The 22,043-nt window shown below is 62.0% G+C and carries 21 protein-coding genes; 7 read left to right on the forward strand and 14 right to left on the reverse strand.

Features of this window, described 5'->3' with window-relative positions; all coding sequences use genetic code 11:
- Positions 1-7: 7 nt before the first annotated feature.
- The 6 genes from nqrE to R3E49_RS04700 form a co-directional block, all read right to left on the reverse strand.
- On the reverse strand, positions 8-616 hold the full coding sequence (nqrE, locus tag R3E49_RS04675; protein ID WP_290739271.1) for an NADH:ubiquinone reductase (Na(+)-transporting) subunit E: 609 nt from the start codon (positions 614-616) through the stop codon (positions 8-10).
- Entirely contained in the window at positions 616-1,278 is a 663-nt protein-coding gene (locus R3E49_RS04680) for an NADH:ubiquinone reductase (Na(+)-transporting) subunit D (protein WP_371293984.1), read from the reverse strand. The genes nqrE and R3E49_RS04680 overlap by 1 nt, the downstream gene beginning before the upstream one ends.
- Before the next feature lies 1 nt (position 1,279).
- Positions 1,280-2,053: a Na(+)-translocating NADH-quinone reductase subunit C gene (locus R3E49_RS04685; protein WP_371293985.1), complete on the reverse strand. Its 774-nt coding sequence runs from the start codon at positions 2,051-2,053 to the stop codon at positions 1,280-1,282.
- The gene (locus R3E49_RS04690) at positions 2,046-3,245 is read right to left on the reverse strand and encodes an NADH:ubiquinone reductase (Na(+)-transporting) subunit B (RefSeq protein ID WP_371293986.1); all 1,200 of its coding nucleotides are present in this window, start codon (positions 3,243-3,245) and stop codon (positions 2,046-2,048) included. The genes R3E49_RS04685 and R3E49_RS04690 overlap by 8 nt, the downstream gene beginning before the upstream one ends.
- A 3-nt stretch (positions 3,246-3,248) precedes the next feature.
- Positions 3,249-4,595 (reverse strand): Na(+)-translocating NADH-quinone reductase subunit A, encoded by a 1,347-nt coding sequence (locus tag R3E49_RS04695; RefSeq protein WP_371293987.1) that lies wholly within the window; start codon positions 4,593-4,595, stop codon positions 3,249-3,251.
- Between the two features lie 243 nt (positions 4,596-4,838).
- A complete protein-coding gene (locus R3E49_RS04700) occupies positions 4,839-6,308 on the reverse strand; it encodes a glyceraldehyde-3-phosphate dehydrogenase (protein ID WP_371293988.1) in 1,470 nt (489 codons plus the stop codon).
- 144 nt (positions 6,309-6,452) lie between these two features.
- Here R3E49_RS04700 and mfd point away from each other — a divergent pair, with 144 nt between their 5' ends.
- Positions 6,453-9,917, forward strand: a complete 3,465-nt coding sequence (mfd, locus tag R3E49_RS04705) for a transcription-repair coupling factor (protein WP_371293989.1) — start codon at positions 6,453-6,455, stop codon at positions 9,915-9,917.
- A complete protein-coding gene (locus tag R3E49_RS04710; protein ID WP_371293990.1) occupies positions 9,917-11,008 on the forward strand; it encodes a CsiV family protein in 1,092 nt (363 codons plus the stop codon). Before mfd ends, R3E49_RS04710 begins: the two co-directional genes overlap by 1 nt.
- Here the strand turns inward: R3E49_RS04710 and R3E49_RS04715 are convergent.
- Positions 10,956-11,735: an S-methyl-5'-thioinosine phosphorylase gene (locus R3E49_RS04715; RefSeq protein WP_371293991.1), complete on the reverse strand. Its 780-nt coding sequence runs from the start codon at positions 11,733-11,735 to the stop codon at positions 10,956-10,958. The genes R3E49_RS04710 and R3E49_RS04715 overlap by 53 nt on opposite strands.
- Positions 11,732-12,847: a mechanosensitive ion channel family protein gene (locus R3E49_RS04720; protein ID WP_371293992.1), complete on the reverse strand. Its 1,116-nt coding sequence runs from the start codon at positions 12,845-12,847 to the stop codon at positions 11,732-11,734. The genes R3E49_RS04715 and R3E49_RS04720 overlap by 4 nt, the downstream gene beginning before the upstream one ends.
- Positions 12,848-13,112: 265 nt before the next feature.
- Here R3E49_RS04720 and R3E49_RS04725 point away from each other — a divergent pair, with 265 nt between their 5' ends.
- Together R3E49_RS04725 and lexA are read left to right on the forward strand one after the other, a co-directional pair.
- Entirely contained in the window at positions 13,113-13,424 is a 312-nt protein-coding gene (locus R3E49_RS04725; protein ID WP_371293993.1) for a DUF6763 family protein, read from the forward strand.
- A 71-nt stretch (positions 13,425-13,495) separates the two neighbouring features.
- Positions 13,496-14,092 (forward strand): transcriptional repressor LexA, encoded by a 597-nt coding sequence (gene lexA, locus R3E49_RS04730; RefSeq protein WP_371293994.1) that lies wholly within the window; start codon positions 13,496-13,498, stop codon positions 14,090-14,092.
- An 18-nt stretch (positions 14,093-14,110) separates the two neighbouring features.
- On the opposite strand, the gene R3E49_RS04735 is transcribed toward lexA, so the two are convergent.
- The 4 genes from R3E49_RS04735 to R3E49_RS04750 all read right to left on the reverse strand — a co-directional run bounded on the left by R3E49_RS04735 (position 14,111) and on the right by R3E49_RS04750 (position 18,139).
- Entirely contained in the window at positions 14,111-14,353 is a 243-nt protein-coding gene (locus R3E49_RS04735) for a hypothetical protein (protein WP_371293995.1), read from the reverse strand.
- A gap of 69 nt (positions 14,354-14,422) precedes the next feature.
- Positions 14,423-14,887 carry a hypothetical protein gene (locus R3E49_RS04740; protein ID WP_371293996.1) on the reverse strand — a complete coding sequence of 155 codons (465 nt, stop codon included), beginning with the start codon at positions 14,885-14,887 and terminating at the stop codon, positions 14,423-14,425.
- Positions 14,884-17,589 (reverse strand): type I DNA topoisomerase, encoded by a 2,706-nt coding sequence (gene topA, locus R3E49_RS04745; RefSeq protein ID WP_371293997.1) that lies wholly within the window; start codon positions 17,587-17,589, stop codon positions 14,884-14,886. The genes R3E49_RS04740 and topA overlap by 4 nt, the downstream gene beginning before the upstream one ends.
- 103 nt (positions 17,590-17,692) lie before the next feature.
- The gene (locus R3E49_RS04750) at positions 17,693-18,139 is read right to left on the reverse strand and encodes a hypothetical protein (RefSeq protein ID WP_371293998.1); all 447 of its coding nucleotides are present in this window, start codon (positions 18,137-18,139) and stop codon (positions 17,693-17,695) included.
- A 125-nt stretch (positions 18,140-18,264) separates the two neighbouring features.
- Here R3E49_RS04750 and R3E49_RS04755 point away from each other — a divergent pair, with 125 nt between their 5' ends.
- On the forward strand, positions 18,265-18,705 hold the full coding sequence (locus tag R3E49_RS04755) for a universal stress protein (protein WP_290739225.1): 441 nt from the start codon (positions 18,265-18,267) through the stop codon (positions 18,703-18,705).
- A 28-nt stretch (positions 18,706-18,733) separates the two neighbouring features.
- Here the strand turns inward: R3E49_RS04755 and R3E49_RS04760 are convergent, their stop codons facing one another.
- On the reverse strand, positions 18,734-19,006 hold the full coding sequence (locus tag R3E49_RS04760) for a glutaredoxin family protein (protein ID WP_371293999.1): 273 nt from the start codon (positions 19,004-19,006) through the stop codon (positions 18,734-18,736).
- A 143-nt stretch (positions 19,007-19,149) separates the two neighbouring features.
- Between R3E49_RS04760 and R3E49_RS04765 the strand changes: the two genes are divergently transcribed.
- Together R3E49_RS04765 and R3E49_RS04770 are read left to right on the forward strand one after the other, a co-directional pair.
- Positions 19,150-20,061, forward strand: a complete 912-nt coding sequence (locus R3E49_RS04765) for an IclR family transcriptional regulator (protein WP_290739219.1) — start codon at positions 19,150-19,152, stop codon at positions 20,059-20,061.
- A gap of 4 nt (positions 20,062-20,065) precedes the next feature.
- The gene (locus R3E49_RS04770; protein ID WP_371294000.1) at positions 20,066-20,842 is read left to right on the forward strand and encodes a TrmH family RNA methyltransferase; all 777 of its coding nucleotides are present in this window, start codon (positions 20,066-20,068) and stop codon (positions 20,840-20,842) included.
- 22 nt (positions 20,843-20,864) lie between these two features.
- On the opposite strand, the gene R3E49_RS04775 is transcribed toward R3E49_RS04770, so the two are convergent.
- Positions 20,865-22,040: a VWA domain-containing protein gene (locus tag R3E49_RS04775; protein WP_371294001.1), complete on the reverse strand. Its 1,176-nt coding sequence runs from the start codon at positions 22,038-22,040 to the stop codon at positions 20,865-20,867.
- Between the last annotated feature and the right edge of the window lie 3 nt (positions 22,041-22,043).

Consider the following 22,043-nt stretch of genomic DNA (forward strand, 5'->3'; position numbering starts at 1 on the left):
CTTCCGCCTAGAGATTCATACCACCGAAAGACATAAAGCCAAGTGACATCAGACCCACCGTAATGAAGGTGATGCCCAAGCCCTGCAGGCCGTCGGGCACGTCACTGTACTTGAGCTTTTCGCGAATGCCTGCGAGGGCGACGATGGCGAGTGCCCAACCGACGCCGGCGCCCGCACCGAACACCACGCTTTCACCGAAGCTGTAGTCGCGCTCCACCATGAACAGCGCCGCACCCAGAATGGCACAGTTTACTGTAATCAATGGCAGGAAGACGCCGAGCGCGTTGTACAGAACCGGGACATATTTGTCGAGAAACATCTCCATGATCTGGACGATGGCCGCGATTACGCCGATATAGGACAACAGCCCGAGGAAGCTGAGGTCGACATCCGGCAGCCCTGCCCAGGCCAGCGCGCCGTCCGCCAGCAGGTAGTTGTAGATCAGGTTGTTCACCGGCACCGTGATGGTGAGCACGACGATCACCGCGATGCCGAGGCCGATTGCCGCCTGTACCTTTTTGGAGATAGCCAGGAAGGTACACATACCGAGAAAGAAGGCCAGCGCCATGTTCTCGATGAACACGGCCCGGATAAACAGGCTCAGATACTGTTCCATTACGCACCCTCCTCGGCAGCTGTGTGCTTGGCCATGCGGAAGTCAGGCTCTTCAACCTGCTTCTTGTCGACGCTGCGCAGTATCCAGATGAAACCACCAATCAGGAAGAACGCGCTGGGTGGCAGCAATAACAGGCCGTTGGGGTTGTACCAGCCGCCTTCCGTGACCAGCGGCAACACCTCCATGCCGAACAGCTTGCCCGAGCCAAACAGCTCGCGCACAAAGGCGACCGCGAGCAGCACCGTGCTGTAGCCAAGGCCATTGCCGATACCGTCGAAGAAACTGGGCAACGGCGGATTCTTCATGGCGAACGCTTCCGCGCGCCCCATGACGATGCAGTTGGTTATGATCAGGCCGACAAACACCGAAAGCTGTTTGCTGATGTCGTAGGCGACGGCCTTCAGCACCTGGTCAACCACGATCACCAGTGAAGCGATAATCGTCATCTGCACGATAATGCGGATGCTGCCCGGTATCTGGGTGCGTATCGCGGAGATAAAGAGATTGGAAAACGCTGTCACCAGCGTCAGTGCGATACACATCACCACGGTGACCTGCAGCGACGACGTGACCGCCAATGCCGAGCAGATACCAAGGATCTGCAGCGCAATCGGATTGTTCTTGAAAATAGGTGTAACGAGGGTGTCCTTGACCGAAGACATCTCAGGCCTCCCCTGCTTTGAGATTATTGAGGAACGGTTCGTAGCCCTGCTCACCAAGCCAGAAGTGAACCAGCTGGGTTACACCGCGTGACGTCAGCGTTGCACCGGACAAACCGTCCACGCGCCAGGGCGCGTCCGGGCTGCCGGGGTCTACGCTACCCTTCGCCAGGGACAGAGCCACTTCGCCGTCGCGGTAAACCTTTTTGCCCGGCCACTGTGCTTTCCAGCGCGGGTTATCCACTTCACCACCCAGACCGGGCGTTTCGCCGTGCTCATAGAAACCGAGGCCGGCGACGGTATTGGCATCGGACTCCAACGCGATGAAGCCATACAGGGTTGACCAGAGTCCGTAGCCGCGTACGGGCAGGATCAGCTTGTCGATGTCGCCCCCGCCATCTTCCACGAGATAGACCAGCGCATAGTGCTCACGGCTGCCGATACCGGCGATGTCTTCCGTCTTGCTCAGATCCGTGGACTTCCCGGGCTCCTTCGCCGCCTTGGTCTGTTCATAGCTGGCCGGGTCCACGGCGTCTGTGAACTGCCCTGTGCGCAGGTCCACCACGCGGGTCTTCACCTGCGCGAACTGCTCCTCAACAGAACGCGACTCATCGAGCATACCCGCGGCCGCGAGGATATTGCGTTTGCGATCCAGGGTCTTGTTTGCTTCCTGTGCCGGCTTGAGCATAACCGCGGCGGTCGAGACCACCACAGAGCAGACGATACAGAGCGCAAAGGCAACCAGCAGGGTCTTACTGATGCCGTCATTCTTAGACACGGGCAAGCCTCCGTTTGATATTCGACTGGATCACAAAGTGGTCCATCAGCGGCGCAAACAGGTTGGCGAAAAGAATCGCCAGCATGATGCCCTCGGGGAACGCCGGGTTCACCACCCGGATCAGCACACACATCACGCCGATCAGGATACCGTAGGCGAACTTCCCGGTATTGGTGTAGGCCGCAGACACCGGATCCGTCGCCATGAACATCATGCCGAAGGCGAAACCACCCACCACCAGATGCCAGTAGAAAGGCATATTGAACATGGGGTTGGTTTCGGACCCGATCAGGTTGAACAGTGAAGACAGGGCCACCATACCGATGAACACACCTGCGACGATACGCCACGACGCAACGCGCATCAGCATCAGCACGGCACCGCCGATCAGAATGGCCAGCGTGGAGGTTTCGCCGATAGAGCCGTGAATATTGCCGAGAAAGGCCTGCATCCAGGTGATCTGTTCCTGGGCAAGGCCAGCCATGCCGTCGGAGGCGACAATGGACAGCGGTGTGGCGCCGGTATAGCCGTCCACTGCCGTCCAGACGCCGTCACCGGACATCTGAGCGGGATAAGCGAAGTACAGGAAGGCCCGTCCGGTCAACGCAGGGTTGAGGAAGTTCTTCCCGGTGCCGCCGAACACTTCCTTGCCAATCACCACACCGAAGCTGATGCCCAGAGCAACCTGCCACAGGGGTACGTCCGGGGGGCAGATCAGCGCGAACAGAATGGACGTGACGAAGAAGCCTTCGTTCACCTCGTGCCCGCGTTTCATGGCAAACAGGACTTCCCAGAACCCACCGACCAAAAAGGTGGTGGCATAGATAGGCAGGAAGTAGAGGGCGCCGAAGAAGAAGCAATCCCAGAGACTGGAAGCGTCGTAGCCACCGAACGCAGCGATCAGGCTACCCCGCCAGCCGTCTACCTGACCGCCAGTGGCCGCAAGAATGTCGTTGGCCTGGAAGCCCAGGTTGTACATGCCGTAGAACATGGCGGGGAACGTTGCGAACCAGACGGTGATCATGATGCGCTTCAGATCCACGCCATCGCGCACATGCGCCGTGCTCCGCGTTACCGAGGACGGCGAATAGAAGATCGTGTCAATCGCTTCGTACAGCGGATACCACTGCTTGAAGCGGCCGCCTTCTTCAAAGTGGTGTTCTACACCATCAAGGATCTTACGCAGTCCCACGGCTTAACCCTCCTTCTCGATGCGCGTCAGGTTGTCCCGCAAGATGGGACCGTACTCGTATTTGCCGGGGCACACATACGTGCACAGCGCGAGGTCTTCTTCATCCAGGTCCAGGCAGCCGAGTGACTGCGCGGTTTCCGTGTCGCCGACGATCAGTGCCCGCAGCAGGTGCGTCGGCAGATAGTCCTGGGGAACCACCGTCTCATAGGTGCCCACCGGCACCATGGCACGCTGGCTGCCATTGGTTGTGGTGGTCATTGCCAGCGGCTTGAGGCCAAACAGGCTGCTGAGGTAGATCCCGAGGTTTGAATGCTTCTCCACGCCGGGGGACAGCCATCCCATGAAGGCGCGCTGACGCCCCTCCAGTAGCACGGAAACCTGATTGTGGTAGCGCCCGAGGTAGGCCGTGGGCGCCTGCACACGGCGGCCGCCCAGTACCGAGCCGGAAATGATGCGATTTTCACCGTCTTTCAACTCTCCGGCACACAGCGCCTGCAGGTCCGCGCCCAGACGGGTGCGCAACAGGCGCGGTTTGTTCACCTGCGGTCCGCTGAGTGCGATAACACGCGATGTGCAGATGGATCCGTCAAGAAACAATCGACCGAAGGCGATCACGTCCTGGTAGCCGATGGTCCACACCACTTTGGTCGCGGTGACACCGCCCTCCAGGAAGTGGATGTGGGTGCCCGCCAGACCTGCCGGATGCGGGCCCGCGAACTCGGCCACCTGAATGGTCGGCGCCTGTCCCGAGGGCAGATTGGCACCGGGCGCCGTACACAGGTAGACGGGTCCAGCAGTCAGCTGCGCCAGAATATCCTGCCCCAGGGCAAACGCCTCTGCCTCGGCGGCAATCACCACCGCCGGATCGGGGGCGAGCGGGTGGGTGTCGATCGCGGTGATAAAGATCGCGGCGGCCTCGGCGTCCAGCGCCGGGACCCGGCTGAAGGGACGTGTCCGCAGCGCGGTCCACTGCCCTGCCTGGTTGAGGTGTTCACGAATGGCCGGGCCGCCCAGCCCACGGACCTGGTCGGCGCTGTAGGCGGTAAAGCTCTCGGAGGCGTCGCCCTCCACCTCGATGACCACGGATTGCAGCACGCGGCGTGCCCCCCGGTTGATCGCCGACACCACACCGCCCGCAGGTGCTGTATAACGCACGCCGGCCGTCTTTTTGTCGGTGAACAGCAGCTGGCCGGCCTTTACCCGGTCGCCCTCGGCGACTTCCATGGTGGGCTTCATGCCGACGTAGTCGGGCCCGACCAGGGCGACAGCGCGCGCTGGGGGAGCGTCTTCAATCGATTGCTGGGGGGCCCCCTGGATGGGAATATCCATGCCCCGCTTGATCTTGATCATACGATCTGCCTACAGGTTCGTCAGTATTTGTGGCGGCCAGAGCCGTGCGAAGGGGTTGGCACCCCAAAGCGGGCAGAGGCGAGGCGCCGGGTCTTCCGCGCGCCTGGCCAGGCCGGAGAAATCAAGCGCAGCCGCCCGGTCCCGGGCCGCGCGCATTATAACAGAAGCCCGCGCCAAAACACCACCGCGCAAGCGCCCCGTCACGCCATTTCCGCCCATCGCGGCGGCCGCCCGCTATGTTTCTCAGGCATTCTTCGGGTAGCGGGCGTAGCGTATCCCTGACACCTGCTCGAGAATCCGGTAGACCTGGCAGCTGTAGCCAAACTCGTTGTCGTACCAGAGGTACAACACCGCCTGAGTGCCGTTAACGATGGTGGCCTGGGCGTCAAAGATGCAGGCGTGCCGGGAGCCGACAAAATCGCTAGACACCACCTCGGGAGAATTGGAATAGTCGATCTGCTTGCGCATCGACGAGTGCAGCGCCATGTGCCGCATGTACTCGTTGACCTCTTCCTTGGTCGTGGCCCGACCCAGCGTGAGGTTGAGGATGGCCATGGAGACATTGGGGATCGGCACACGAATGGCATTGCCGGTGAGCTTGCCGGCGAGCTGCGGCAGCACCTTGGCCACTGCCTTGGCGGCGCCCGTCTCGGTGATGACCATGTTCAGCGGCGCGCTGCGGCCGCGCCGGTCAGCCTTGTGGTAGTTGTCGATCAGGTTCTGGTCGTTGGTGTAGGCGTGCACGGTTTCGACGTGCCCGCTGATGATGCCGTAACGGTCATCCATTGCCTTCAGCGGCGGCACGATGGCGTTGGTGGTGCAGGATGCCGCAGAAATGATGCTGTCGGAGGCGTCGATCATGTCGTTGTTGATGCCGGCAACCACATTCTTCATGTCGCCCTTGCCAGGTGCCGTGAGGATGACCTTGGCTACGCCCTTGGATTTAAGGTGCCGAGACAGGCCGGCCTCGTCGCGCCATACCCCGGTGTTGTCGACCACAATCGCGTCGTTGATGCCGTACTCGGTGTAGTCGATGCTGTCGGGCGAGTCGGCGTAAATGACCTTGACCTCGTTGCCGTTAGCCACAAACGACTGGCGCTCTTCATCCACGCGGATGGTGCCGTCAAACGCTCCATGCACCGAATCACGCCGCAGCAGGCTGGCGCGTTTCACCAGGTCGTCGGGGGCTGACCCCTTGCGCACGACAACGGCCCGCAGACGCAGCGATTCGCCGCCATCCGTCTTGTCGATCAGAATGCGTGCCATAAGGCGGCCAATGCGGCCGAAGCCGTACAGCACCACATCCACCGGGCCACGCCCCGGCTCTGGCTTGGCGCCAATCAGGTCGGCGACCTGCTGGCGTACATAATCGTCGACACTGAGGCCGGCGCCTTCACCTTTGTCGTAATACTGCACCGCGAGACGGCCGATATCGATATGCGCAGGCCCCAGGTCCAGGGCCGAGAGGGACTTGATGATGGGGAAGGTCTCAAACTCGGAGAGCTCGTTCTCCTCCACCTGCCGCACGTAGCGGTGGTCCTTCATGATCTGGGTGACAGACTGGTTCACCAGTGACTTGCCGTAGATGTAGCACTTTACATTCTTGCGGCGGGACAGCTCACCGACCAGGGGAATCATGCCTTCGGCCAGCGCTTCGCGCTCTTTCCAGTCTCTGAAATAGTCGTCGGGGCGCTCTCGCTTGCGTTCGTTCACTCGTCTGTCACCTGTATGAGGGGGAATCAGGGCTGCAACGGGCGCGTATTATCCCGCCGCATCCCGGTGAGGGCAAGGCACAGTGGTACTTTTCACCCAGCGCTTTACAATAACCGCCCCTTCCGCAGTGAAACGCCAGGCTTTATGTACAGATCCCTGCTCGCCAGCACCCCCTGGCCCGCCAAATCCGGCATCCGCACCGCCATCGGTCCCTTCCACGGCTGTGCCGAGGCCCGGCTGATTGCGGAGGTGGCGCGGCCCGACAGCCTGCTCCTGGTCATCACCGCGGACACCAGTTCAGCCCTGGCGCTGGAGCGGGAGCTGCCGTTCTTCCTGGCCGAGCCCGTCGACATACTGGCGTTTCCCGACTGGGAGACACTGCCCTACGACAATTTCTCGCCGCACCAGGACATCGTCTCCGAGCGACTGGAGACCCTGTACCGACTGCCCACGCTCACAGCGGGCATTCTCGTGGTACCCATCTCCACGCTGATGCACCGGCTGCCACCGGTGCATTATGTGGCGGGCTCGAGCCTGGTGCTGGAGCCCGGGCAGGTACTGGACCGCGAGTCCTTCCGGCGGAACCTGGAGCGCAATGGTTACCGCAATGTCGAAACCGTCTACGAGCACGGTGAATTCGCCCTGCGCGGCTCGCTGCTGGACATCTATCCCATGGGCAGCGAGCTGCCCTTTCGGGTGGATCTGCTGGACGACGAGGTCGACAGTTTGCGGACGTTCAGCCCCGACACTCAGCGCACGCTGGAGAAAGTCGCCGCCATCAACCTGTTACCTGCTCGCGAATACCCGCTGAATCCCGCGGCCATTGAGCGGTTCCGGCTGAACTGGTACGAAGCCTTCGATGTCGACCACGACGCCTGCCCCACCTACCGCGAAGTCAGTGCGGGTCGTGCACCCGGCGGCTGCGAGTACTATCTGCCGCTGTTTTTCGAGCACTGCGCCAGCCTTTTCGACTACCTCCCGGAAGGCACCCCGGTCATTGCGATCGGCGACCACTACCGCGCCGCGCAGCGCTTCTGGGAAGATGCAGGGCACCGATACACCGAGTACGGCATCGATCCCCGGCGCCCCCTGCTCCCTCCCGCGCGCTGCTTCACCCCGGTGGAAGAGCTTTACCAGCTACTGGGCCAGTGCCCGGTGCTGGAGCTGCGACGCAATCCGGAGGCGCCGACACATGTGGCCAGCCCCTCACAACCCCTGCCCGACCTGAGCACCGAGGGCGCGCGCCAGACACCTGCCGAGCGGCTGCAGCACTTCATGGAACAGCATACGGCGCCGCTATTGCTGTGCGCGGAATCCGCCGGCCGCAGGGAGATCCTGCTGGAAAATCTTGCCGCCCACGGCCTGACGCCCCCCGAGGTGGCGGACTGGGCCGAATTCCTGGCCTCGGGACTGCGCTTCGCCATCAGCACCGCACCGATTGATCGCGGCATGTACTTTGGCGCGGACCAGCCGGCACTGGTTTGCGAAGCGCAGCTGTTCGGCAACCGGGTCGCCCAGCGGCGGCGCCGGCGCAAGGTCGATGAAGCCCACGCGGAAAATGTGTTTCGCGATATCAATGAGCTCCGCGAGGGTGTGCCAGTGGTGCACCTGGAGCACGGTGTGGGTCGCTACCTCGGACTGCAGACCCTTGAGGTGGATGGCGCCGACAATGAATTCCTGACGCTGGAATACGCGCAGGGCAGCAAGCTTTACGTGCCCGTCGCCTCACTTCACCTGGTAAGCCGCTACGCAGGCAGCGATCCAGAACTCGCCCCGCTGCACAAGCTGGGCTCTGACCAGTGGGAAAAAGCCAGGCGCAAGGCTACAGAGAAGGCCAGTGATGTGGCAGCGCAGCTGTTGGATGTATATGCACGCCGCGAGGCCCGCAAGGGCTTCTGCTTCGAGATACCTGCCCTCGAGTACGAGCAGTTTGCCGCAAGCTTTCCCTTTGAAGAGACTGCGGACCAGGCGGCCGCGATCGACGCGGTTATCGCCGACATGACGGCCGAACGTGTCATGGATCGGCTCGTGTGCGGCGATGTTGGCTTCGGCAAGACCGAGGTTGCCATGCGCGCCGCCTTCATCGCTGCGCGCAACGGCAAGCAGGTCGCCGTACTGGTACCGACCACCCTGCTCGCCCAACAGCACTTCAACTCCTTCGCCGATCGTTTTGCGGACTGGCCGGTGACCGTGGAGGTCGTTTCACGCTTCAAGAGCGGCAAAGACCTGGGTGGGGTGTTGCAGCGGGTCAGCAATGGCGACATCGACATTCTCATCGGCACCCACAAGCTACTCTCCAGCGACTTCCGCTTTCACGACCTCGGCCTGCTGATCATTGATGAGGAGCACCGCTTTGGGGTCAAGCAGAAGGAAGCCATCAAGGCCCTGCGCGCCGAGGTGGATATTCTCACACTGACCGCAACCCCCATCCCGCGCACACTCAACATGGCACTGGGCGGTATGCGCGACCTGTCTGTCATCGCCACGCCACCGGCGCGCCGCCTGTCGATCAAGACCTTTGTCCGGGAACACAACATCGCCCTCATTCGCGAGGCCGTGTTGCGTGAGACCCTGCGCGGCGGGCAGGTGTACTACCTGCACAATGAGGTGAAGAGCATCGAGGAGGCCGGCCGCAAGCTGCGGGAGCTGCTGCCGGATCTGTCCATCGGCGTTGCCCACGGGCAGATGCGCGAGGCCGAACTGGAGCAGGTCATGTCCGCGTTCTACCACCAGCGCCACCATATCCTGCTGTGCACGACCATCATTGAAACCGGGATCGACGTGCCGACCGCCAATACCATCATTATCGAACGCGCCGACAAATTCGGCCTCGCCCAGCTGCATCAGCTGCGCGGGCGGGTTGGCCGCTCGCACCACCAGGCTTATGCCTACCTGCTGTGCCCACCGCGCTCGGCAATCACACCCGATGCGGAAAAACGCCTCGAAGCCATCGAAGCCGCGGGAGACCTCGGTGCCGGCTACCTGCTGGCGACCCACGACCTGGAAATTCGCGGTGCGGGCGAACTGCTGGGCGACGAACAGAGCGGGCAAATTCACAGCGTGGGCTTCGCGTTGTACATGCGCATGCTGGAGCGGGCCGTGGCGGCACTGCGGCGCGGGGAGATTCCCAACACGGACGCGCCCCTGGATGCAGGTACCGAGATCAACCTGCATATACCGGCGCTGATCCCCGAGGACTACCTGCCGGATATCAACACGCGGCTGGTGTTGTACAAGCGCATCGCGGCCGCTGACAGCGAGCAGGCACTGCGCGATATTCAGGTGGAGATGATCGACCGCTTCGGCCTGCTGCCGCAGCAGGTGAAAAACCTGGTGCAGGTGGCCAGATTGCGCATCCGTGCCGATCAGCTGGGTATAGCAGGCATTGAGGTTGGCCCCGGCGGTGGTAACATCGACTTTCGGGAGTCCACCCGGGTGAATCCGCTGAGCCTCGTCAAGCTGGTGCAGTCCGATCCCAAGGGGTACCAGCTGGCCGGCGCCATGCGCCTGCGCTTCAAGCGCCCGCTGGATGAGCCCGAACAGCGCCAGCAGTTCGCCGACCAGCTGCTGGACACCTTTGCCGCCGATGCCACGGAAGATGCAGCCTGATGACTCCCCGCCCTGTTCAGACCCTGTTCGCTCTGCTTGCGATGGCGCTACCGACGATGCCCACCCAGGCACAGGGTGGGAGTGAGCAGAACTGGTATCAGGTGGAATTGCTGATCGTTGCACACACCGGTCCGGGAGCGCCACGTTCGGAACAGTGGGACGCCCTGCCCCGTTTACAGTACCCGGACGCCGTGCGTTTTCTGATCGATCCCCAGCGCTTGCAGGCCAACCTGGAGCGCACAGCCGATGCGCTGCACAGCCGGGTCGATAAGCGCGGCAAGCAGCTTATCCAGCTGCGTGGCGGAGAGGCCGACGGCGCAGCGGCAGACATGCCGGCAGCGGCGGTTGTCGACACGCCGACACCGTTGCCAGAAGAGGCGGTGGAACCCGGGGCCGAGGTTGGCGCTGCGGATCTGGCAGCGCTTCCCCGCCTGCCCACGCCGTTCATGCTGCTACCGGCCCAAGCCAGGGAGTTTCGCGGCAAAGCAGCCTATATGGAACGCAACGGCCCCTACCGAATACTGTTTCATGAGGTGTGGTGGCAACCGGTGGGTAGCGCCAGGGCAGCCCTGCCTATCGTGCTTGACCACTCTGGCGATGACCAGGCCTACCCCGCCCTGCAGGGCACGATCAGGCTGCACCGCTCCCGCTTCCTGCATGTCGACACTCAGCTTTGGCTGAACACCAACGGCGATTACCTGCCCGGCACCTGGCGTATGCCGGCGCCACCACTGGCGCCGGCCTCGTTGGAGCTGATCGCGGCGCCGGTGCTGCCCGCAAACCCGGCCGTCCCCGAGGCACCCGTGGGCTACAACCCGCAGTGGGATGCCGCGGCAGGGCTGCTGGACGCCCCGGAGCCGGAATCTGGCCCCACCTATCCTTATCGTCACGCGGTGCTTCTGCAGCAGCAGCGGCGCATGCGCTCCAACGAGGTGCACTACATCGACCACCCCTTGTTCGGCCTGGTCATCAAACTGACACCACTGGATGCGGATACGCTGTACAGCGCGACCTACGATCAGGCCGTGCTTGAGCTCATCACAGGCCCTGTGCACCCAACCGAGGCAGCAGACAGCCCAGCAGGCGCCTGACCACGGCGGCCTCGCGCTGCAGGATATCGCGCATCGTATCCTGCGTCAGGGGCAAGTCACCCAGCCCGGCAGCGGGGTTGACCACCATGCAAATAGTTGCATAAGCGATGCCACACTCCCTCGCCAGCGCGGCCTCGGGCATGCCGGTCATGCCGACAATGTCACACCCGTCACTCGCCAGGCGCCGCACTTCAGCAGCAGTTTCCAGCCTGGGGCCCTGTGTCACGGCGTGCACGCCGGAGGGCTCATGTGGAATGCCCGCGGATTCCGCTGCCTCGATAATGGCCAGGCGCAAGGCATGATCGTAGGGATAGGTGAAATCGATATGCTGCAGCGCGCCGCTGCGGCCATCGTCAAACGTGTGCTCCCGTCCCCAGGTGTAATCCACAATCTGGTCCGGCACCACCAGCCGCCCCGGCTGCATGTCGGGACTGATACCGCCGACGGCGTTGATGGCAACCACGTGGGTAACCCCGAGGCCGCGCAGCGCCTCGATATTCGCCCGGTAATTGACAAGGTGCGGCGGAATCGCCCGGGGGCTGCCGTGGCGCTGGAGAAAAAACACGCGCTGACCCTCGACTACGCCTTCCTGCACAGGCCGCGAGGGGCTGCCGTAGGTATTGTCTCCAGAGTGCTCACGCAGCAGCTGCAAACCGTCGACCTGATGGATACCTGTGCCGCCGATAATCCCGAGACACAATGGTGCTTGCGCGGTGCTTTCCGTCATGAGTGCTCTCCACGCACAGCCTGCGCCAGCTCGGGTGGCGCGCTGTCCAGATGCAGGGTCCGGGTCGGGAACGCCACATCGGCGCCGTGCTCATGAATAATGTCGAGGATTTTCAACAAGACATCCTGCTTGATGGCGTGATACTCGACCCAGACTGTGGTGCGTGTGAAGGCATAGACGAAAAAGTCGAGCGACGAGGGCCCGAAGGACACGAAATTCACGATCAGGGTGCGATTGAGGTCGATTTCGGGATGTTCTTCCAGCATCTGCCGGACGTCAGCAACAATGGACGCGAGTTTGGCTGAATCCTGATAGCGCACGCCGATCGTTTCATATATCCGCCGATTGAACATGCGCGACGGATTTTCCACCGCAATCTGGGTGAATACCGCGTTTGGCACATAGAGCGGACGCTGATCGAAGGTGCGGATGCGGGTCAGGCGCCAACCGATATCCTCCACCGTCCCCTCAATTTCCCGGTCCGGTGAGCGAATCCAGTCACCGGGGGTAAAGGGGCGATCGAGGTAGATACTCATTCCACCGAAAAAGTTCGCCATCAGGTCCTTCGCGGCAAAACCGACCGCTATCCCGCCGATCCCGCCGAAGGCCAGCAGTCCCGAGATGGACACACCGACACTCTGCAGGGCCATCAGGCCGGCCAGTATCCAGAGGATTACCCGGATGAGTTTCGCCGTGGAGCGCACTGCGGCCTTGTCGGTGGAGGCCTTGTGTCCGCGCGCGGGAGACAGTAGCTCCTCTTCCGCACCGAATATCAGGCGTTGCAGGAACCAGGCCAGCATGAGAATCAGTAGCGTGTCATAGGCGCGCAGTATAAAGGCCTGCACATCCGCGGCGATCGACACCCTGCCCAGGATCAGCATCAGGGCGATGACCCAGAGCGCGACACGCAGCGGTGTTTCCAGCGCAGTGATTACCACGTCGTCCCAGCGATTACTGCTGGTTTTCGCCACGCGGTGCAGGCGGCGCAGCAGGACACCGAGCAGCAGGTGAAGGAGCATGGCGAGCAGGAGTAGCCCACCGATCGCTACCAGCGGCGCATCAAGGCCATAGGTCGCCAATAGTCGCGACAGCGTTTGCTCTGTAGCTTCCACGTTACATCAGGCTCCTGGTTTCCCGGGGTTAGACAATTTTCTTCTGTGGCCAGGCACTTGTCAGAGCCGCGCAGTATAACAGCGCCTCCGCCCCTTCGACACGTGCCGAGAGACATCCGCAAGCGACTGATCTGTCGCGGAAAATTCAGAGAGATGGAAAGCGCTATGAAAACCGGCGTTTTTAGATCGACAACACATAATGGACAGCGCAGGTCGGCATGGTATGTTGCAGGTGACACTGAGGACTCACGAAGGGAGCGCACACATGTTGAATCCCACTGTTGGCAGCTGGTACCGGGATATCGAAACGGGAGAGCTGTTCGAAGTTGTCGCCCTGGACGAGGCCGCGCGCACCGTGGAGACACAGTTCCTCGATGGCGAGGTCACAGAATACGACCTTGAGGTCTGGCGCATGCTGCAGTTGCAACGCGCGGCCGCACCGGAGGACTGGCGAACGCCCTTCGAACTCGACGACGATGACGGCCTGGATCCGGACCTGCCCTACCACCCCGAGGAATGGAACAACCCGCTGTCCACCATCGAACCCGACACCATGCTCGGTGTGGAGGATATTTAAGCCTGCTTGTCGCTGTCGCGTATTACTGTATATAATCCCAGTCACTGTACAAATACACAGATGGACGGGGTATGGACAAACTTACGCAGCGACAGCAGCAGGTGCTGGACATCATCCGCCAGCATATCGACCAGACCGGCTATCCACCCACCCGCGCCGATATCGCCAGGGAGCTGGGTTTCAAGTCGGCCAACGCTGCCGAGGAACACCTGAAGGCACTTGCGCGCAAGGGTGCGATCGAAATCATTGCCGGCGCCTCTCGTGGCATCCGGTTGCCCGAAAACCCAGGCCTTCCCATCATCGGGCGCGTTGCAGCAGGCAACCCGGTGCTCGCGCAGGAACATATCGAGGATTATTGCGCCATCCCAGCCAACTTCTTTCATCCGGCAGCAGACTACCTGCTAAGGGTCACGGGCGACAGCATGCAGGATGTCGGCATACTGGATGGAGACCTGCTGGCGGTGCACCGCAGCAGCGAAGCCCGCAATGGCGCCATTGTCGTCGCCCGCATTGAGGATGAAGTGACCGTGAAACGCTTTCAGCGCGGCAGCAGCCGGCACCTGGTAGAGTTGCACGCCGAGAACCCGGCCTATGCGCCAATCACGGTTGATTTGCGCACGCAGGCGTTCGCGATTGAGGGGTTGAGCGTCGGCATCCTCCGACGCTAGCGGTCGTCGTCAGCCGGGTCAGTGGACGGTGCGCGCCCGGCTTTCACTGTCTTCGGGGCGCTCTTTTTCGTTGATGCTGGCCGCGGCCTGCATGCCGGCCTGAATCATCACCTTCGCAACTTCCAGGCCATTGTCCATCAGGTAATCCCGCGCCTCGTCTGAGAACTGGATGCGCAGGAGAGGCTCGGAATCGTCCTCGGCGCGTTGCAGGACAATTTCACCTTCGCCGAGATCAACAATTTCCAACAGGGCTGTGGCCACAAGAGGCTCCTCTTTTTGCATCGATTGCCAGTGTAACAGGGGGCAGATGCGACCGCCAACGGGCACTCTCTAGCATTCGTCCAACAGGTCACCCATACGGGAAAACGCAGCTTCAAGCTGGTCCGCTGCGACCTGCAGTGTGTCCCAATCCAGCTGGCCAGAGGTGCTCACCGCAAGGTTGCCTACCATCCGCCTGGCCGGCTCCGCCGCGGGCTGCTGCAGCAACCGGAACAGCCACCCCTGTGTTTCAAGTTGCGCAAACTCCGTCACCTCTGCCGGTTGCGCCTTGCCCGGCGCTGCCGGCGGCAGTTCCGCAACACAGTGCGGCGGCTGCGGCGGCAATTGTGCGGGCTTCTGCAAATCGAGCAGGAACCAGCCATAGGCCGTCAGCAGGTGCTCCCGCACGGCTGGCCCGAAAGCCTGCGCCAGGGTGTTGGCTGGCACATTTTCTGCGCACCGCGCCTGCTCCCACGCCTGCAGCAGCAGCCGGCCGAGGTACAGCGCATGATTGGCCTGGCCCCGGAGACTGCTCATGTGCGCTTGCGAGCCGCCTTGCGCTTGGGCGCGGCGCTCTTCTTTCGCGGTGCGCCTTTCGCTGCGGCCGGGCTCTTGCCCTCTTCCGTCTGCCACTTGCCATTGCGGTAGACCGCTCGCCATCCCGTCGGTTTGCCGTCGCGCTCGGTCATCACATACTGCTCAGCCGCTTTCCGACTGTAGCGCACCTGGGTGCGGTTGCCGTCGTCGTCCTCGACTGGCGCCGAGAACAGGAAACTGTACTTGGGGTCGATCTCGTTCTTGTGGGGCAGCAGTTCATCCACGAAGGGCGCCCGGGTCTCCCGGTTGCGCGGGAACTGGCTGGCAGCCAGAAACAGCCCGGCCGCACCGTCGCGCAGGATGTAGTGGTCATCCACCTTCTCGCAGGCCAGCTCCGGCATGGGCACCGGGTCCATTTTCGGCGGTGCCGCTTCCCCGTTGCGCAGCAGTTTGCGCGTGTTCTTGCACGCTTCCGCCGTGCAGCCGAAGTACTTGCCGAAACGGCCGGTCTTGAGCTGCATCTCTGCGCCACATTTGTCACAGGCCAGCGTAGGACCATCATAGCCTTTGATCTTGAACTTGCCGGTCTCGACTTCGTAACCGGGACAGTCAGGATTGTTGCCGCAGACGTGCAGTTTGCGCTGCTCGTCGATCAGGTAGCTGTCCATTGCCGCATTACACAGCGTGCAGCGATGCTTCTTTCTCAACAGGCGGGATTCGGCCTCGTCGTCCGCGTCCTCGCGAATGGCCTCGTCGCCCGGTGTCAGGTTGATAGTGTTCTTGCAGCGCTCCTTTGGTGGCAGTGCATAACCGGAGCAGCCCAGGAACACGCCGGTGCTGGCGGTGCGGATCTGCATGGGCCTGCCGCACTTGCTGCAGGGTATATCCGTCGGTGTCGGCTCATTGGGCTGCATCCCGACGGGTTCCGCCTCTTCCGCCTTTTCCAGCAGTTGCCGAAAATCGGCGTAGAAACTGTCCAGAAGATCCCGCCAGTCGAGTTCGCCCTGAGCCACCGTATCCAGCCGTTCCTCCATGCTCGCGGTGAAGCCATAGTCGAGCAGTTCGGTGAAGCTGTTCTGCAGGCGCTGGGTGACGATATCACCCATCTTCTCGGCGTAGAAACGCTTGTTCTCGAGGCGTACGTACCCGCGATCCTGGATCGTTGAAATAATCGAGGCGTAGGTGGACGGGCGGCCAATGCCGCGCTTTTCAAGTTCTCGCACCAGGCTGGCTTCGCCGTAGCGCGGTGCGGGCTTGGTAAAGTGCTGCGCCGGGTCCAGGGCGACCAGTTTCAGCGTGTCCGACTTCTGGATATCGGGAAGAACCTCGTCTTCTCCCTTGCGTCCGGCGGCCCCCTGCACACGGGTGTAACCATCAAAGCGAATGATGCGCCCTTTGGCCGACAGCTCGTAGTCGCCTGCGGTGACCGTGATGGTCGTTGCAGTGTACTCAGCGGGCGTCATCTGGCCTGCGACAAACTGCCGCCAGATCATTTCATACAGGCGCTCGGCATCGCGTTCCATGCCCTGCAGACCCGATTGCAGCAGGTTGACGTCGGAGGGGCGAATCGCCTCGTGGGCTTCCTGCGCGCCCTCCTTGCTGCTGTAACGGTTGGGCGTTGGGGGCAGGTAAGCGGGAGGAAACTCTGCCGCGATGTAGTCGCGACAGGCCTGCACCGCGTCTTCACTGAGGTTGGTGGAATCGGTACGCATGTACGTGATGTAGCCAGCCTCGTACAGCCGTTGTGCCATCATCATCGTTTTCTTCACCGAAAAGCCCAGGCGTGTACTGGCCGCCTGCTGCAGGGTGGAGGTAATGAAGGGTGCTGGCGCTTTCGACCGGGTGGGCTTGTCCTCCCGGTCGCTGACCACGTAGGGCAGCTTTTCAAGCGCTTCGGTTGCCGCCCGCGCTGCCTCCTCGCTGGTCGGGCGGAAGGCCGCGCCAGCCTGCTTGCGCACCTGAAAGCGCACCGCCTCAGCATCGGCGGGCTGCAGGTCGGCATGTATCTCCCAGTACTCCTCGGGTACGAAGGCACGGATCTCGCGTTCACGCTCGACGATCAGGCGCACGGCGACGGATTGCACCCGGCCCGCCGAAAGACCGCGGGCCACCTTGGCCCACAGCAGGGGTGAAACCATATAGCCGACAACGCGATCGAGAAAGCGCCGCGCCTGCTGCGCATTGACCCGGTTCTGGTCCAGATGCGCAGGGTGCTTGAATGCTTCGCCGATGGCTTTCTTGGTGATCTCGTTAAACACCACGCGTTGATAGCGCGATTCATCACCCCCGATCGCTTCACGCAGGTGCCAGGCGATCGCCTCCCCTTCCCTGTCGAGGTCGGTTGCGAGGTAAATGGCATCGCTGCTGGCGGCCAGCTTACGCAGTTCGGCCACGACCTTTTCCTTCCCCGGCAGGATCTGGTAGTCCGCCTGCCAGCCATGTTCGGGATCAATGCCCATTCGGCGCACCAACTGCTCACGCGACTTGGCCTTGCGGTGCTGGGCCTTCTCCTCGGGTGACATCTTGCGGGTAATGGCCGCCTGGGCGGCGCGCTCCTTGGCATCCACCGGGGTGGCGCTGCCCGCTGTCGGCAGGTCTCTGATGTGTCCGATACTGGATTTGACGATAAAATCCGGGCCCAGATACTTGTTGATCGTTTTCGCCTTGGCTGGCGATTCGACAATAACCAGTGATTTACCCATAGACTCCCGCGTGATCTCGCTTGGTGTGGGTCAGCGGACGCCTGCATTCACCTGCCGGCGCCCGTCAAAAAAGTCGCATATATAAAGACCCTGTCCCTCCGGGTCAAGGAATCTGTTGCGCCCAGTCCTTCAGAACAGCTGCTATCTGCTCTACGGTAGCCGCATCGCCGGCTTCTTGCCAGTACAGCCCACAGCTGTCCTCATGCACGCTCGCCGCAAGGATGCTGTCAGGCGCCGCGAGCAGCGCAGCAGGAACCGGTTCATGTTTCGCCCCGACGGCCTGCCACCCGCCAGCGCGCAACTGCCAGACACAGCGCCGGCGCCCCTTGCCGCTGGAAGGCGGCAGCCGCAGCCCGTAATAAATGACGTCGGATGCCTGGCTCTGCTGTGGTAACGCTGGCCCGGGCTGCTCGCGAAACTCGACAAAAAGCCCGTTGAGTGCAGCGGTCTCCCGCAGGGTGACCTGCAGGCGCTGTCGCTTGCTGGGGAGGAAATGCGTGAGCGGCGCGATGGCCACCAGCAAGGCGAAGGCGATCAGCAAGTAATTCAAGGCAGGTCCTGACTCAGGTCAACGATCGGGGGCAAAGTCGCACCTCCTGCTGCTGGAGGCGCTTGTCCGGCACGCATTGTATGCTATAACAGGCGCTGAATTCTGTTCACGATGACGAGGGGCCTATGTCCAACTACAAGAAACTGATTATTGCCGTGGACCTGAGTGAAGATTCCGCGGACGTGGCCCAGCGCGCACGCGGCGTCGCACAGGGTAGCGGTGCCGAGCTGCATCTCATACACGTCATTGAGCCTCTGAGCTTTGCCTATGGCGGCGACATCCCCATGGATTTTTCCGGTATCCAGGACGAAATCCATCAACAGGCCGCGCAGCAACTGGCGCGTTTCGGGGAGCAGTACGGAATTGCCGCCGACCGCCAGCACATCGTACTCGGCCGCCCGGAAGTGGAGATCCACAGCAAGGCAGAGGAAATCGGCGCCGACCTCATCGTAGTGGGCAGTCACGGCCGTTACGGACTGGCACTCCTCATGGGCTCTACTGCCAACGGCGTCCTGCATGGCGCGTCCTGTGATGTGCTCGCCGTCAGAGTCGGCAACCGGTCCTGAGCCCTGCTGCGCCGCGGCTCGCGGCGCGTTACACCTGCCCGCCGTCATCGCCATCGATGAAATCCAGTAGTTGCTGGGGCGAAAACGGCCAGTCCAGCTCGCGCCCGTCCTGCCGGTACAGCACCGGGATGCGGGTTGCGTAGCGCACAAACAGCTGCTCATCCTCGCTGATATCCACGGCATCGTAGTGGCTGATCAGCGCCTCCTGCACAGCCAGATCCAGTAAGGCAGCCGCCTGTTCGCACAGGTGACAGGCAGACGTCCCGTAGAGTGTGAGTGGACTTTGACAAAGCTCTGGCACCTGCAGTCTCCCTGTTGTTTAATGCGGCTCGCCTGCTCCACACCTCACCCAAACGCAGGATTGCGGCCGCAGGCAGTCGGAGGTTATGATTCTTCAGTACAGCATAATGAACCGCACCATTGCGAAGCCAGGGAGTACCTGACGTGGCACTGTTTTCCCAACCCACCGCCCGCGCGCTGGCCATACTCGATCTGCTGATGGCGAACCCGCAACAGGCCTTTGGTTTGACGGAAATGACGCGTCGCCTGAACCTCAACAAGGCCACCTGTCACGCCATCCTGACCACCATGGCCAATTACGGCTTCCTGGTCCAACACCCCAAAACCAAGGCGTATCGCCTCGGCCCTTCCATTATAGCTGCAGGTAACGCCGCATTCGCGCAGTTTCCCGTGCTGGAATACGCGAGGCCGGAACTGGAGGGCCTCAACAGCGACCTGAACCTCGGCTTTGCCGTCACCGCACGTTCGAAGCTCCATCAGGTCCTGCTGGCGCTGTATGGCAACGCCACCCCGCTGATGGACTCCTTCCAGCTGGGGCTGCGCCTGCCCAACGCTGCGCCTGTTGCGGCGTGTTTTACCGCCTTCTCCCCAGCGAAGCAGCTCGAAGCCTGGCTGACCCGGGCACACGAGTCACGGGGCGGGTACAACGAGCGCCTGGACCAAAAGCTGCGGGTGTCGGTGATTGCTATTCGGGCCCGGGGTTATGAGGTCACGCTGAAAACCCGTGCGGAGGAAGAACTGACCCGGGAGCTGACCCGCATTCACCAGTCCTGGAGCCTGCAGGAGCTGGAAGAGGCCACCAACAAGTACCAGCAGGGCATCTGTGTCGAGCATTACCACCTCGACCGTATCGACCCCAAGGCCCGCTACGAGGTCAGCACCATTGCGGTGCCGGTGTTTGTTTACCGGCAGGTGCCGGTCATGTGTTTTGTGGCCGGTTCGATGGATTCACCCATTACCGGCGCCCAGATCGAGGATATCGCCCAGCGCATGAAGCAGTCGGCTGACCGTGTAACCCGGCTCGCCAGCGGCCACGAGCCCGGCGCAAATCCCTGACACCTTGAGCGATCGTCCCGAATACACGGCGCGCAAGGCCTTTTTCGACCGCGTTCTCACCGTCTACGGCCGCAAGCCCGTGCTTGAAGCCCTGCGCACGCCGGGACTGTCATTGCATGCACTGCATGTCGCCGACAGCAACCGGGAGGACGGGGTGATGGCAGAGATTCTGCGCGATGCGGCGCGACGCGGCCTCGCGGTGCAGCGTCACAACCGGGCAGAACTCGCCAGAATATCGCGCAACGGGCGCCAGGATCAGGGCATCGCACTGGATATCCTGTGCCCCGCCTTTGCCCGCGTAGATGACTACCTGGCAGGTCCGGACCTCGCGAACCAGCGCCTGCTCGCACTCGACGGCATCACCAACCCGCAGAATCTGGGGATGATTGTCCGTTCCGCCGCCGCCGGAAACATCGATGGGATCGTGCTGGCGAGACGCGGCAACGCCGCGCTGGGCCCACTGGTCATCAAGGCCAGCGCCGGCACGCTATACCGCGCCCCCATCCTGTTTTGCGAATCGTTACCCACTGCGCTGGAAGCCTGCAAGGCCCGGAATTTCAAGGTGTGCTCGCTGCGTGCGGACGCCCGTCAGAGCCTGTTCGACTACCGGCCTTCAGGCAACTGTGTGTACATCCTGGGCAACGAAACCGAGGGCGTCTCCGAGGCGAGCGAGCGCCTGGCGGACGAGGCCCTGTGCATCCCCATGCGCAACGGCGTTGAATCCCTCAACGTTGCCGTGACGGCGAGCCTCATCGCCTTCTGCGGCAGCCTCGGGCGCTAGCGCCGGAATCCCGTGCGCGGACTTACTTGGAGAGGAACGCCATCGCCTGCTCCAGCCCCTGGAGGGTGAGCGGGTACATGTGACCCTCCAGCAACTTGTGGGTCATCGCCGTAGACTGGGCGTACTCCCACTCGTCACGCGGCACCGGATTGATCCAGGCCACTTTTTCGTAGGTCTGCTTGAGTCGCCGCATCCACACCTCGCCCGACTCCTCGTTCCAGTGCTCTACCGAGCCACCGGGCTGTGCAATCTCGTAGGGCGACATGGCGGCGTCGCCGACAAAAATCACTTTGTAGTCGTGGCTGTACTTGTGCATGACGTCCAGCAGCGACACGCGCTCGTTTTGCCGGCGCACGTTGTTACGCCACACACTTTCGTAAATGAAGTTGTGAAAGTAGAAGTATTCCATGTGCTTGAATTCACTGCGCGCGGCCGAAAACAGCTCCTCACAGACACGCACATGCGGATCCATCGATCCCCCGACATCGAAAAACAGCAGCACTTTCACGGCGTTGTGCCGCTCGGGCACCATCTTGATATCCAGAAGGCCTGCATTACGCGCCGTCGAGCGAATGGTATCGTCGAGATCCAATTCATCGGCTGCACCGGTTCGCGCAAATTTGCGCAAGCGGCGCATCGCGACCTTGATATTCCGCGTGCCCAGTTCAACACTGTCGTCGAGATTGCGGAACTCGCGCTTGTCCCAGACCTTCACGGCCTTGCGATTACCGCCGTTCGGGCCCACGCGGATACCCTCGGGATGATAACCCTGCTGACCGAAAGGCGAAGTGCCGCCGGTACCGATCCATTTGTTGCCACCCTGGTGCCGTTTCTTCTGCTCCTCCAGGCGCTTCTTGAATTCCTCGATCAGCTTTTCCAGTCCGCCCAGGGATTCGATTTTCGCGCGGTCCTCCTCGGACAGCTGCTTCATGAACTCGGCGCGTAGCCAGTCGTCGGGGATGATCGCCTCGATGACGTCATCCAGGCCCTCCAGATCCTTGAAGTGTGCGCCGAAGGCCCTGTCAAAGCGGTCAAAGTACTTCTCATCCTTCACCAGGCAGGTGCGGCTGAAGTAGTAAAAGTCATCGATCGACGCGAAAACCACGTGCTGCCGGATGCCGCTAAGCAGATCCAGCAGTTCTCGCGTGGTCACCGGCACCCCGGCATCCCGCAGACCATGAAAAAAGTTGACCAGCATGTG

Source organism: Haliea sp. (assembly GCF_041395985.1).
Taxonomy (GTDB): Bacteria; Pseudomonadota; Gammaproteobacteria; order Pseudomonadales; family Halieaceae; genus Haliea.